Genomic DNA, 12,258 nt, shown 5'->3' with positions numbered 1-12,258 from the left:
CTCGCGCAACAACCTCGCCGGCGCCTACCAGAGGGTGGGGCGGTCGGATGAGGCGATTGGCCTGTACCAGCGCACTCTGGCCGATCGTGAGCGGGTGCTCGGCTCGGACCATCCCGACACCCTGATCTCGCGCAACAACCTCGCCGCCGCCTACCAGAGGGTGGGGCGGTTGGACGAGGCGATTGGCCTGCACCAGCGCACTCTGGCCGACTGTGAGCGGGTGCTCGGCTCGGACCATCCCGACACCCTGATCTCGCGCAACAACCTCGCTTACGCCTACCGAGCGGTGGGCCGGCGAAGAAATTGGTTGTTCAAGCTCTGGCGCGCTCTTGGTCTGAGCCGAGACAGTAAGTGACAGCAATCCCGGCAGAAGCTGAGCCAGCCAGAGCCAGCCGAGCGCCCCTTCGGCACCTACGGTGAGCCGAGGGAACCACGCCCGACTGTGGCCAAGATCGTGACTCTTAATGCGCTGGTTCGGTGTGAGTGCTTCGGTCGAGGATCTACTGATCCGGCTTGCTTCGATGGGGACCACCCGGGGACCACACGTCCTGCCGGTACGCCCACGGGCAGCGCCCCAGCCGACGCCTCGCACATGGGCAGATCGTGGCTGACGTGCGCGAACGTCTAACGCGGCGTCCTGGGGGTCAAGGGGTCGTCGGTTCGAATCCGGCCGTCCCGACGCAGGTGAAGGGCCATCTCGGAAGATCGAGACGGCCCCCTTGTCGTACCTGGGTGACTGACTGAGTGACTACGCCTCGGCGTCGAAGATCCGGTCCATGACGACTGCGCCGCCCAGGAGCACCGGCCGAAGTTGATGCCGGTAGACGCTCTCGGTGACAGTCGTACCGGAGTGGCCGCAGAGGTCCGCGATCTGTTCAAGGCTCATGCCACTGTCCGTGCGACCTTGCGCCGAACGAGGGCTTGACCGGTGGCACCCGGCGGACCCGGCCGGAGGCGGTGACCTGTTCCACCGCAGGCAGGCCGAGAGCGTGGGCGCGGGCGCGCAGGTGGCGGGTGATGGCGATGGTGGTGCGGCGCCACAGCTCGGGGGCGGCGTGGTTCCACACGACCTGGGCGTCATGGTCGTAGCAGTCCAGGCACAACGGCTGCCCGAGCCGGGGATCGTCGTCCTCGTGCCGCGCCCAGCAGACCGTGGGCTGGCCGTGCTGGCAGGGTCGGGCGGTGGGGTCGGTGGCGCGGCGGGGGTGGCAGGGTTCGGCCCGGCAGTCGCAGCGGCGGCGGTTGCCGCAGGTGTGCCGCTTCACGATGCGGGTGTGCACGGTGCCGAACGACGGGGCGGTGAAGGTCGGGAACACCGCCGGATGCCCGGCGACCGTGGCGGGGACGCCCTTGCCGCCGGCGAGGCCGGCACGCAGGAGCTGGTAGGCGTCGCGTTGATACGTGCGCGCGCAGGACGGGCAGACCGGGTGGCGGCGGTTGCCGCACGGCTTGTAAATCTCCCCGTCCGGCATGTCCTCGGTCCTAGCGGCCGACAGGAGTTGCCCGGTGGCCCGGTCGATGGTGGCGACCTCACCGGCCAGGCGGATCGGGTGGGAGCATCCCGCGGCTGCCTTCACGTGATCCAGCCAGTCGAACACCCGCGGATCGGTGGCGCGCAGGAAGGCGGACTCGTCCCAGCCGCTGCTGTCAGTTGCCGTGGCGATCGCCAACGCGCTACAGATCTCCGTCGGCGAGCTGGCCGGCATCCCGAGCCACCGGGTCAACCTCTCCGGCATTTGGTGGGCGTCGTGGCAGACGTCCAAGGATGGCGAGGAGGTGATCACCGCCCAAGAAGTGCAGTTCCGCCAAGAGGGCGAGTTGATCCAGCTTCAGACCGTCACCCGTGGCATCGACGTGGAGGACGGCGGTTACCACTGGCGGGGCGAACTCCGCCTGTGGGACAACGAAATTCTGATGGGCTGGTACACGGCGAACGACGGCTCCGTCCGGTCCAAGGGAACGATGTACTTCGTGCTCCACCCGCACGGACAGGAGATGACCGGTCGCTGGGTCGGGCTGAGCTACGACGGGAAGATCGTCAGCGGCTTCGGCGGCATGGCGCACAGCGAGCAGGAAGCACGCTCCATCATCGACAAACTCAAGAGCCAGGAGAGCGGCAGTGACTGACGTAGTCGAGGTGATCATCACCGGCCCAGACGCAGAATGGCTTGCCGCCTTCACTCGTCGCTTGGTCGACGACCGTCTTGCCGCCTGCGGGCACAACGTCGCTCCGATCCGCTCGATTTACCGCTGGCAGGGCAGCGTGCACGACGAGCCGGAGGCCCGGGTGGCACTGCACACCCGTGCGAGCCTGGTCGAGGCCATCACGGCACGCGTTAACGAGGAACACCCCTACGAGGTGCCCTGCGTCATCGCCCTGCCCGTGGCGGACGGTAACCCCGCCTACCTGCAATGGGTCTTGGACGAGACCACGGCGTAGGCCCCGGAGCGAGCCGTTAACCGGCCGGCTGCCGGCGGTGTCGGGTCTCAGGACCTGCGTGACAGATCGGTCTCAGAACGTGGGTGACACGTCCGGCTAGAAGATCTAAAGGTCCTGGGTCCAGACGCCCGCCGGATGGTCGTCGGGGCGGTTCCAGAGTTGAGGCTGACGTCGATGGAGTTGCTCGTCGCTGTTGTCGTGCCAATGAAAGCGGCCCTGCCGATCGGGCCAGACGACTTGCAGGAAGGGGATGGGCGGCCGGCGGTAGAAGGCGATGGCGCGACCGAAGAACGCCTTGTACCAGCGGTAGTCGATCGACTTGAGATGGACCTGGTATCCCTTGATGACATCGTCGCGTGCCTGCTCGGCCTCCAGGGAGACGCCGTCGCTTGCCTTGTCTCCCAGCTCGTTGAGGCACGTCTGCGCTAGCTCAACATCCAGGCCGAACATGGCGAGTTCCGGCATCCGGTGCGTGTGCCAGAGTCCGATCGTGTAGGCCCAGCCAGGTCCCTTGTCGTCCTCAGGAATCGTCATGACGCTCCAGCCGTGCTGCTGGACGTGCCTGATCGTGGTCAGTTCCATCGGGTGCCGCTCGTCGGAGTCGCCGTAGTCGTGGCAGAGGATGCAGCGGCAGGGCGACCCGGCTTGATTCACGCCGCGATCGTACGGGCTGCCCTCGTGGCATAGGTGTCACGGAGGTCCTGAGACCGATCTGTCACGCAGGTCCCGAGACCGGACAGCCGGCTGCCGGCGAGGTGGTGAGAACTTTCTGTACGTCTTCAAGGCGGCCCTGAACGGGCCGCACGCGCCGCCGCCAGGGCGCGCGTCCGTCGCTCCGCTGGCGCTCCGACTCCGGCCACGCAACACGCCCGGCGGCTGGCGCGGAAGCGGAAAGCCCAAGGGCCGCCGCAGAACGACAGGCCGTCAACTGGTGGGGTGGTGGGCCGGCAGTCGGCCGGGCCGCGCGGCCAGCACCGCGCGGGGCGTAGGGGAGCGCACGCCGGCCGCGTCGGCGAGCTGACGGCGGTCGCGGGGTTGCGGTTACTGCGCCTCCGGCGGGGGCGCTCCGGCTCCAGGATGGTCGGGGCTGCGTCGGCGGGTCGCGGCCCGTGGGTGGTTGCGGTAGGCCATCCCGCCTGCCATCGACCCGGGCAAGCCGAGCAGACCACCGCCCGACCCGCCAGCGTCCGAACCTGCGTCAAGGTCCGCTTGAGGTGGCGGACCGGGCGGCGGCCCGCTCCCCAGAAGGGCGGGTCGGCGGCAGACAGTGAGGATGGTGGGGTGGGTCGCCGGGTTGGTCTGACTCACCGGCAGACCGACGTTGTTGTCCTGATCCCGATTCGTCGGCCGGCTCGGTGGCTCCGGGGAGCTGCATGTCACCGGTCAGGCGTCGTGACCTGATAGGAGCTTGTGCGAGAGGCGCCCACCACTGTGTTGTCCGCTCGCTTGACCGGTGACGTGTCCACGTGTTCTCGACGCGACCGAGAAGGGCGGACCTCACCAGCATGGCAGCCAAGAAGCGAGTTCTCATCGGTGGTGTCGACACCCACCGCGACACCCACCACGCCGCCATCATCGACAGCACCGGCGGGTTCCTGGCCGACGCCGAGTTCCCCGCGAACACTGCCGGTTACGCGGATCTGTGGTCGGGCGTGACCAGATCCCAGCGGAACGGCAAGCCCACATGGATCGGCTCGTGCATCCGGCGATTGTGCCAACCAACTCGGAGACATGCGAGATCAATTAGGCGACCCCGCCGCCACGAACCGCGCAACGCATCAAGTGAAGCCACCGTGTAACGCATCAAGCGGAGTCGGACAGCCGGCTGCCAGCGGAATGGACGCTCCTATTTCCGTCATGTGGTTGAGGTGAACTGATCGTCCGTGGGTGAGTAGATGATCAAGGGGTGCTGCGGGCTGTTCTCCGGTGTGAGGCGCACCGGCTTTCCGAGCTGGCGTCCGAGGCTGCGCATGAAGGAGCAGAGGATGTCCAGTTGGTGCTGACCTTGCAGCTCGGTGCGGTCGAAGTCGAACTCGACTTCGTCTTCACTGAAGAAGTGGGTGTTGACCATGACGTGGGGCGCTGGCCAGATGTGCATGGTGACGGCCGCCTCGGAGCGGCGGCGGGCGAAGATGTCGGTGACCTGCTGCGGGAGTGGCAGGGGCTGGCCCTCGGCCGTGAGGTCGAACCGCCATCCCTGGGAGCGCACGAGGTCGATCACCCGCTGCCAGTCGTCTTCATTGGCGTCGAGGACGTAGGCGTCGAGCAACGAGCCGTCGGGCTCGAACCATTCGGCGACGTCGTCCCAGGTCAGTTCGCGCACTTGGACATGATCGTCCCTGCGGAGGCTTCAGGCACGCTCAATTCGGGCGGCCAGCTGTGAGCAGCCGGTAGGTGTCTCGGGCGATGTAGCGCTTCAGGCAGCGCATGATCTCGGTCTTGGTCTTGCCCTCTGCGGTGCGGCGGGTGACGTAGTCCTTGGTGGGTTGGTGGCAGCGCATGCGGACGAGGGTGATGCGCCAGAGGGCGCGGTTGGCGTCGCGGTCGCCGCCACGGTGTAGGCGGTGGCGGTCGGTGCGGTTTCAGCCGGGTGATGCACCGGTCGGCCGCGGCCGGGAGAGTACGGTCCATGGACGCAGCAGCGGTCAGGTCAGTGGTGCGGTAGTAGGTGGCGGCGGCGGTGAATTCGGGGGCGGAAGCTTCCAGCAGGCCGGCCAGGCGTTTGAGCGTGGCCTCGATGACGTTGACGGCATGCTCGTGGCTCGCCTTGGCGACGTTGTACGCCTCTCCGCCGGTTCCCGCCTCGGCGTACCGGCGGAAGTAGTCACGGATCTCGCCAACGTCTCCGGCCGCCCGGGCGACCTGCCGCGCGAAGCCCGCCAGAGCCGCAGGCTCCACGACGAGGGTCACTGCGCCACCTGCGACACGATGACGGTGCCAACTAAGCCCACCACGGCAAGCACAACTGCGCCGATGAGCAGGTACCGAGCGAAAGGCTGCCGCCGTACGACGTAGGTGCTCACACCGAGCACTCCACCGACGATGGACACTGACATGGGCACGAGTGCAGCGGGTTCGGCATCGCCGGTCAGCATCATCCAGCCCGACACCACCCCAAAAAGATCGCGACGTTCGCGATGGAGGTACGCAGGTTCCGGAAGGCCGAGTGTTGCAGGCGGCCCACCGCCTCGCTGTACTCCTCAACCGCCCTCGCGCGTTCCTCCTCGGACACCGGCCGCCGCTTCAACCGGCCACCACCCCGCACCCTGCGACTCATGCCGGCGAAGATACCAACGACGATCATGAGATCGCTGCCCTGCGTAATGTTCGATCATTGACAGCAACGCCGACGACAACGGTTCGGACAGCGCCGGCCGAAGCAGGCTGCGTCTGAACGATGCCCGAAGGGAGCAACAAAGCACCGACGGGGAGCGCCACCCACACAGAACCGCACCTAGCCGCTCCAAGGGTGCGAAGAGCCTTGCCGCGGGGGCGGACCTTCCGCACAGGGCGTGTGAGCGAGGCGTCAGGACTCTGTGGAGCGGCTGCACCAGCGAGCAAGGACGTACCTTCGCGGACCGCGATACTACGTGCGGGACGAGGCTAGTGGAGCGGTCAAGTTCTGCAGCCGACGGTAGCCCTTGCCTCGATCGCCCGTGTCCGCTCGGTGCCTCTGCTGTAAGCACGCTATTTCTCGGGCGAAACTTTGCCAGGTACCAGGTCATCCCTTGCTGCCGCCCTGAACCCCAAGATCTTTTCTACCCAATGCTCGTCGTCATAGGCCGCTCCGGCGATCACCTCATCAACGAACGTCAGCACTGATGAGGCGCGATGACGAACCGGTTGTGCGCCGATTAGCTGGATCATCGAGAACGCATCGAACAGGTCATTTCTCAATTGCGTAAGATTGGTGCCGAGGGCATCCGCAGGCTCGGTATCGCGTGCCCTCATTAGCATTCCCTGGCGAGCCTTGCCTGCGGCAACAGCAAACGTCCCGTATGCTTCTCGTCGCTCACGATGCCAACGAAGCTGGTCTTCTCGGTGCTCCGTGTCCCTGCGGAGCCGGATCTCGTGTTCGCGGGCCGCGGCAGCCTCGTCGCGCTGATACGCCAAGGTCTTGCTCGTATTGCGCATGGCAAAGATTAGGCCGCCTAGACCGACAGTCGTCGACCCCAATGCGGAAACCATGCCTGCGATGAAGGTGGCGGTTGGCTGGTCCATGCTGGCGCATCATCCTCGCAGCATGGGCTGCAGCAACCACCTTATCGGGTAATTGACTCAAAATCTCAGAGGGCCGCTGGCCATTGCACGTAGCCTCGGCCGGCGTATGCCTCCGCCGAGATCAACCAGTCCATGTCCCGAGCCGCCACTCGGGCCATGCTTCCGGGTGGCCTTTCTGATTCGGCCAGAGACTAGCGACCTCGGCGGTGTAGTCCTGCCCGGCATCATCTTTCGCCAGGATCCGGACATCGATCATCTCTGCCGTTCTGCGGTTCGCTAGTACAACCCGCTCATCCTGCTGCCACCCATTGCGGGTCCCACTGATCCCCATACTCAGCCTGCCGCACGTCGTTGGCGTGGAGGCAGTCGGACTACCCCTAGCGCCGCACCGCTTCCGCTCCTCGCCGCTGTGCGGCTGCGGGCGCGTTCTAGCCGGGGTCGACAGACCGCCCGGGCGGCACCCGCACCGTCTGTCGAGGCGAGTGCCACCCGAGTTGCCGGGACGACGGTGGCCGGCGGGCACGACGTCGCCTCTGTTCGGGGCTGGCCAGCCAACGACACACCCCCGTGAAGTGTCGGTGACGACCAGCATTCGAGCGGTGCGCCGGCTGCGTACCGCACAGCGGGCGTTGTCTTCATCGATCCTCAAACCACCCTTGGTAGGCACCGGTGCGTACCAGGCGGTGGCCTTGAGCACGGGGGCGGCAGCACGAATGCCGGACGGTCCCCTGCGAGTCGCCCTACCCGAACAATGCCCGCAGACCCGCCCGTCGTACAGGCGCTGGGTGATGGCGATTCGGTGGAGATTGATAAGTTTTTCGTTATGGATCGTCAGTGTGTTGACGGGCGGCTACAACCCCGGTTCCCATCCGCCTCGCGTGAACCCAGCCTTCATCAACTGCGGCTGTTCCTGGTCCTGGCCGAGGAGTTGCATTTCGGTCGGGCCGCCCAACGACTCTTCCTGAGCCAGCCGGCCCTCAGCCAGCAGATCCGCGCACTGGAGGACCGGCTCGATGTCCACCTGCTGCACCGTTCCTCCCGCCAGGTGCAGCTCACCCCTGCGGGTCAGGCTCTGCTACCCAAGGCACGCGACTCGGTCGACGCCATGACCCGGCTACAAGACCTCGCCGCCGCGTACTCTCGGACGACCCAGGGCAAGCTGCGGATCGGAGCCATCGGCGGGGAGGCCTTCATGCCCTACGCGACCGCCATCCTCACCGAGTTGTCCACCCAGCACCCCGGGATCACCGTCGAGATCCGCTCGGTCCACTTCGTCGAGCAGGTCTACGCCTTACCCCGGGGCGACGTGGACGCGGCGTTCCTACGTCCGCCGCTGCCGCCAGGGCTACGGAGCCTGCACCTGTCGACTGAGCCCCGGGTCGCCTGCGTGCCCGCTGACGATCCGCTGGTGACGCAGGCGCCGTTGACCCTGGCGCAGATGTCTGACCGGGTGATGGTCGACGTCCCGATCCCGGAACTACGACAGTGGTGGGACTTCTGGACGGTCAACCCTCGCCCCGACGGCAGTGCCGTCCGGTACGGGCCGATGGCCGGGGACATGGAAGCGCTGCTGTCGGCGGTCGCTCGTGGCCAGGCCATCGCCTTCCTGCCCGCCGAAGCCCGCCACGCCTACACCCGTCGGGGCGTCGCCTACGTCGATGTCATCGACCTACCGCCGTCCACAGCGGCCCTGGCCTGGCTCCCTCGCGGCGACAACCCTGCCCTCACCGCCCTGCTCCAGGCCGCACGCACCGTGGTAGGCCGTGCTGACCATGATTGGGGGGCGAGGGGCCGGCCTGATTCTGCCTTGTCCAGCGAGGGGTGACTGGTACAGCATCCCGACCGCCCGGACCCGATGTCAGGGCGGGTTCTTGACCGGCCGCCGTCTCAGTCCGGTGACGGATCGAGTAGCCGCCAAATCCGGCGGCTCGCTCATGTCGGCCGAGTGCCCCTGCCGCAGGCAGATTCACCTCCACCCGTTCGGTCATGGGAGAGACCGTAACCCCAGTTGATCACCTGCGTATCGTCCTGATTGCGACGGTGACTATCCTTCAGCGATGCTGACGCAGCGCCTGGCGGTGATCTGGTGACGACGTACCGGCGTCGCGGGCATTGGCGGACCGGTTCGGGCGGCACTCGGCACTGGGTGAGCACTCACAAGGTGAACCGTTCGTCTGGTGGGTCCTCCGCGTCGCTTCGGCGGAGCTACGCGAGACCATCCTTCACAGCGTCAGCGACGCCACCGCGAGGCCCCGCGAGCACCTCTAGCAGCGTGGTGGGGTGGATCAGCCCGAATGCTCGCTGCCCGATCTGCGGCGCGGCGGTCTACTTCTACGCCAATGAGCTCGGTAGCCGCGTCTTCTTCGATGACCTGGGGCCGCCGTGGCCCAAGCATCCGTGCACTGACAATCCCATGCGGCAGGTGACGACGGTCACTGGTCGCCGGGCACCCCACGTCCGTGACTTCAGTGTCGGACAGCGCCCGGGCGATCTGCGCGACCGTCGATGGAAGACGCACGTGGTCGACGGCGTCACGATCGAGGGCGGGCAGTCGCGGATCACTCTCGAGCCGCTGGGTAAGTCCGGGCGGAAGCCCACTTGGACTGTGTCGCGGCCGTTGCCCCTGCGGGCGGGCGACCTCGTGTTCGTGAGGGCACGGCAGATGTCGTATTTTGACACCGGCACGTGCGAACCCGTGGTCGTCGAGGATGCCGGGCGGCCCCCTGCGATCGCTCAGCGGCTGATCACCGAACGGGACAGGCAGCACGTCCTGGCGACGCTCATGCTGCGAGTGGCCGCAGGGGAGCTGAGAACCGACGAATTGGCGGACGTGAAGGTCGCCGTTCAGGCCGCCCGAACTCGCGGCGAGCTGGCCGATGCACTCAAGATCAAAGCCGAGGACCTGAAGGTCGCGCCGCCTCGCCCTGGCGACCCGTGGCTCCTCGCGATCGCGTTCGTGCTCATGGTCGGGGCGACCAGCACCGCCGAGGGTGGACGCTCCTTCCTGATGATGCTTCCCGGACTCCTGCTCATGGCGACGGCGGTCTACCGCCTCAACCCGGACATGAAACGTGGGCCCCGGGTCGTCCTCGCTGTGATGGCAGCCCTAGTGGCGATCTGTCCCGCCGGTGCGCTCGGCGGTGCGATCCAGGTCGAGATCCTCCACCACTGACCGCGAACCGGGCCGGTCGATCTCCTCTATCGCCAGCCCGCCGGCTTCTTTCGGCAGCACCCCCTGCGAGGCCACCGCTGCTAGTCTTCGCCCGCCTGCGTGAGTGGGCAAGGTTGTGGCGGGTGGTCGGGTCCGAGGCCCGTGTTGTCGGGGCGAGTCCTGCTGACGGTCGGGTACCAACAGGGCGCGGTGCCGCGACCGGACGCACGGACAAGCCGGCTCCACACACCTAGTAGCTGATCAAAACCGGTCCCGCGCCCCGGCGTTAGCCTGCGGGCGCGGGACTGCGCGGTGTGGTGACGACGGGTGGCCGAGCGAGGGCTCGACCACCCGTGCCCGGTCAGGGAACCAGGACCACCTTGCCGCCGGCGTGGCCGCTGTCGCTGAGCCGGTGCGCGTCGGTGGCCTGGGAGAACGGGTAGACCGCGGCGACGGCGGTCTGCACCTCGCCTGCAACCAACTGGTCGGCGAAGGTGGCGAGATCGTCGGCGGAGCGCTCGTCCGGGCCGGCGGCGAAGACGACGCCGAGGCGGTAGGCCTCGGGATCGGCGAGGGTGATGATGCGGTCAGTGCCGCCGCGCAGCTCGATCGAGTCGGGGAGCACGCCCTTGCCGGCCGCGTCGAGCACCGCGTCGACGCCGTTCGGGGCGAGGGCGCGTACCCGGTCGACCAGGCCCGGGCCGTAGACGGTCGGCAGGGCGCCGAGGGCGCGTACCCGATCCTGGTTCTTCTCGCCGGCGGTGGCGATCACCGTGACGCCACGGGAGACGGCGACCTGCACGGCGACCTGGCCCACGGCGCCGCTCGCGCCGTGTACGAGCAGGGTCTCTCCGGCCGCGACCTTGAGCTGGTCGAGTACGCGGTTGGTGGTCTCCACCGCCACCGGCAGGGTCACCGCCGCCGGGAAGTCCAGGCCGTCGGGGAGCCGGGCGTAGGTGGTGGCAAGGGCGTACTCGGCGTATGAGCCGGTCGGCGGGTCGGCCCAGCCGAAGACCCGGTCGCCGACGGCGAGGCCGGTCACCCCGTCGCCGAGCGCGTCCACCGTCCCGGCCAGTTCGATGCCGGGTACGGCGGGGAGCGGCGTGGGGAAGACGGCCTGCATCGCGCCGCTGCGGATCTTGCCATCGACGGGGTTGACGCCGGCGGCGCGGACCTTCACCCGGATCTGGCCCGGTCCGGGCTCGGGAAGCGGCACCTCGGCGATGTGCAGTACCTCGGGGTCGCCGAACGTGTCGAACGTGATTGCCTTCATCGCTGTCTCCTCAGACCTTCGTGAGAGTGGGGTAGTCGGTGTATCCCCGGTGGTCGCCGCCGTAGGCGGTGCTGTAGTCGGGGACGTTGAAGGGGCCGCCGGCCCGTAGCCGGTCGGGTAGGTCGGGGTTGGCAAGGTAGAGCGCGCCGAAGGAGACCAGATCGGTGGCGCCGGTCTCGACGAGCTTCAGCGCCTGGTGCGCGGTGTAGGCGCCCGGGGTGTACGGGTTGAGGATCAGCGGCCCGTTCCACCGCTGCCGCAACTGGCCGGTGAACTCCGTGTCCGGCCCCTCAGCCACGTGCAGGTAGGCCAGGCCGAACGGATTCAGCCTGTCGAGCAGGGCCAGGTAGGTCTCCCGGTGCCCCTCCTCCACGATGTCGTTGTAGGGGTTGGCCGGGGAGATCCGCAGCCCGACCCGGTCGCCGCCGATCACGTCGGCGACGGCCCTGGCGACCTCGACGGTGAGCCGGACGCGCCCGGCGATGCTGCCGCCCCAGTCGTCGTCGCGCCGGTTGGCGTTGGTGGAGAGGAACTGGTGCAGCAGGTAGCCGTTGGCGCCGTGCAGTTCAACCCCGTCGAAGCCCGCGGCGATGGCGTTCCGGGCTGCCGACGCGAAGTCCTCGATGGTCTGTGTGATGCCGGCGCGGTCCAGCGGCCGCGGGGTGACGAACTCCTTCGGGCCGCCGGGTGTGAACACGGTGCCGGCCGCCTTCACCGCAGACGGGCCGACCGGCGTCAGCTCCTGCTCGTAGAGGCTGGGGTGGCCGATCCGGCCGGTGTGCATGAGCTGCGCGAAGATCAGGCCGGCCCGTTCGTGTACCGCGGTGGTCACCGGCCGCCAGGCCGCGACCTGCTCGGCGCTGTGCAGGCCTGGGGTGTTCGGGTAGCCCTGCCCGACCGGCGAGGGCTGCACACCCTCGGTGATCATCAATCCGGCGCCGGCGCGCTGGGCATAGTAGTCCGCCATCAGCTCGGTCGGGCCGGCCCCGGGCCCGTACGCCCGGCTGCGCGTCATCGGGGCCAGCACCACCCGCGTGCGGGCCGTGTAGCGGCCGATGCTGACCGGTTCGAATGCTCCAGGCATGTCCCGTCTCCCTCGTACTGAAATTAGCTGTCCTGCACAGGTAAATGCGCGGGAGCCGGTCTGTTATTTCGGAGGAGTAGGTGACGGAC

At 67.8% G+C, this 12,258-nt stretch carries 12 protein-coding genes and 3 pseudogenes; 6 read left to right on the top strand and 9 right to left on the bottom strand.

What is annotated here, in order from left to right:
• Positions 1-355 (top strand): tetratricopeptide repeat protein (locus tag ACSNN7_RS04695; RefSeq protein WP_436679385.1); only part of this gene is annotated, 355 nt, incomplete at its 5' end.
• A 393-nt stretch (positions 356-748) separates the two neighbouring features.
• Here the strand turns inward: ACSNN7_RS04695 and ACSNN7_RS04690 are convergent.
• Positions 749-898 (bottom strand): annotated as a pseudogene (locus ACSNN7_RS04690) (tyrosine-type recombinase/integrase); the annotation flags it as partial.
• Between the two features lie 10 nt (positions 899-908).
• Positions 909-1,682: pseudogene (locus ACSNN7_RS04685) on the bottom strand (replication initiator); the annotation flags it as partial.
• Between ACSNN7_RS04685 and ACSNN7_RS04680 the strand changes: the two are divergent.
• Both ACSNN7_RS04680 and cutA read left to right on the top strand, forming a co-directional pair.
• A complete protein-coding gene (locus ACSNN7_RS04680; protein ID WP_436679383.1) occupies positions 1,657-2,127 on the top strand; it encodes a hypothetical protein in 471 nt (156 codons plus the stop codon). The pseudogene ACSNN7_RS04685 and the gene ACSNN7_RS04680 overlap by 26 nt on opposite strands.
• Positions 2,120-2,440 carry a divalent-cation tolerance protein CutA gene (gene cutA, locus ACSNN7_RS04675; protein WP_436679382.1) on the top strand — a complete coding sequence of 107 codons (321 nt, stop codon included), beginning with the start codon at positions 2,120-2,122 and terminating at the stop codon, positions 2,438-2,440. Before ACSNN7_RS04680 ends, cutA begins: the two co-directional genes overlap by 8 nt.
• Positions 2,441-2,545: 105 nt before the next feature.
• On the opposite strand, the gene ACSNN7_RS04670 is transcribed toward cutA, so the two are convergent.
• Complete coding sequence (locus ACSNN7_RS04670; protein ID WP_436679381.1) at positions 2,546-3,094, bottom strand: DUF4262 domain-containing protein; 549 nt, start codon at positions 3,092-3,094, stop codon at positions 2,546-2,548.
• 851 nt (positions 3,095-3,945) lie between these two features.
• Here ACSNN7_RS04670 and ACSNN7_RS04665 point away from each other — a divergent pair.
• Positions 3,946-4,083 (top strand): annotated as a pseudogene (locus ACSNN7_RS04665) (IS110 family transposase); the annotation flags it as partial.
• 212 nt (positions 4,084-4,295) lie between these two features.
• Here the strand turns inward: ACSNN7_RS04665 and ACSNN7_RS04660 are convergent.
• The 4 genes from ACSNN7_RS04660 to ACSNN7_RS04645 all read right to left on the bottom strand — a co-directional run bounded on the left by ACSNN7_RS04660 (position 4,296) and on the right by ACSNN7_RS04645 (position 6,661).
• Entirely contained in the window at positions 4,296-4,763 is a 468-nt protein-coding gene (locus ACSNN7_RS04660) for a hypothetical protein (protein ID WP_436679379.1), read from the bottom strand.
• A gap of 37 nt (positions 4,764-4,800) precedes the next feature.
• Positions 4,801-4,941 carry a hypothetical protein gene (locus ACSNN7_RS04655; RefSeq protein ID WP_436679378.1) on the bottom strand — a complete coding sequence of 47 codons (141 nt, stop codon included), beginning with the start codon at positions 4,939-4,941 and terminating at the stop codon, positions 4,801-4,803.
• Between the two features lie 405 nt (positions 4,942-5,346).
• Positions 5,347-5,538 (bottom strand): hypothetical protein, encoded by a 192-nt coding sequence (locus tag ACSNN7_RS04650; protein WP_436679376.1) that lies wholly within the window; start codon positions 5,536-5,538, stop codon positions 5,347-5,349.
• 589 nt (positions 5,539-6,127) lie between these two features.
• Entirely contained in the window at positions 6,128-6,661 is a 534-nt protein-coding gene (locus tag ACSNN7_RS04645; protein WP_436679375.1) for a hypothetical protein, read from the bottom strand.
• Between the two features lie 751 nt (positions 6,662-7,412).
• On the opposite strand from ACSNN7_RS04645, the gene ACSNN7_RS04640 reads away from it, so the two are divergent.
• Both ACSNN7_RS04640 and ACSNN7_RS04635 read left to right on the top strand, forming a co-directional pair.
• Positions 7,413-8,486: a LysR family transcriptional regulator gene (locus tag ACSNN7_RS04640; RefSeq protein ID WP_436679373.1), complete on the top strand. Its 1,074-nt coding sequence runs from the start codon at positions 7,413-7,415 to the stop codon at positions 8,484-8,486.
• Positions 8,487-8,933: 447 nt separating this feature from the next.
• Positions 8,934-9,833, top strand: a complete 900-nt coding sequence (locus ACSNN7_RS04635) for a hypothetical protein (RefSeq protein ID WP_436679371.1) — start codon at positions 8,934-8,936, stop codon at positions 9,831-9,833.
• A gap of 340 nt (positions 9,834-10,173) precedes the next feature.
• Here the strand turns inward: ACSNN7_RS04635 and ACSNN7_RS04630 are convergent, their stop codons facing one another.
• Both ACSNN7_RS04630 and ACSNN7_RS04625 read right to left on the bottom strand, forming a co-directional pair.
• Positions 10,174-11,085, bottom strand: coding sequence for an NADP-dependent oxidoreductase (locus ACSNN7_RS04630; protein WP_436679370.1), 912 nt, complete (start codon positions 11,083-11,085; stop codon positions 10,174-10,176).
• Positions 11,086-11,095: 10 nt separating this feature from the next.
• Entirely contained in the window at positions 11,096-12,169 is a 1,074-nt protein-coding gene (locus tag ACSNN7_RS04625) for an alkene reductase (protein ID WP_436679369.1), read from the bottom strand.
• Between the last annotated feature and the right edge of the window lie 89 nt (positions 12,170-12,258).

Source organism: Micromonospora sp. URMC 105 (assembly GCF_051386295.1).
GTDB lineage: Bacteria > Actinomycetota > Actinomycetes > Mycobacteriales > Micromonosporaceae > Micromonospora.
Note: the sequence above shows the minus strand (reverse complement) of the source record. Positions and strands in the feature narration are given on the sequence as shown.

Coding starts and splice junctions, on each gene's coding strand:
- ACSNN7_RS04655 (WP_436679378.1), bottom strand. CDS start 4,941: ATGCGCTGCCACCAACCCACCAAGGACTACGTCACCCGCCGCACCGCA.
- ACSNN7_RS04650 (WP_436679376.1), bottom strand. CDS start 5,538: ATGATGCTGACCGGCGATGCCGAACCCGCTGCACTCGTGCCCATGTCA.
- ACSNN7_RS04645 (WP_436679375.1), bottom strand. CDS start 6,661: ATGGACCAGCCAACCGCCACCTTCATCGCAGGCATGGTTTCCGCATTG.
- ACSNN7_RS04640 (WP_436679373.1), top strand. CDS start 7,413: ATGCCCGCAGACCCGCCCGTCGTACAGGCGCTGGGTGATGGCGATTCG.
- ACSNN7_RS04630 (WP_436679370.1), bottom strand. CDS start 11,085: ATGAAGGCAATCACGTTCGACACGTTCGGCGACCCCGAGGTACTGCAC.
- ACSNN7_RS04625 (WP_436679369.1), bottom strand. CDS start 12,169: ATGCCTGGAGCATTCGAACCGGTCAGCATCGGCCGCTACACGGCCCGC.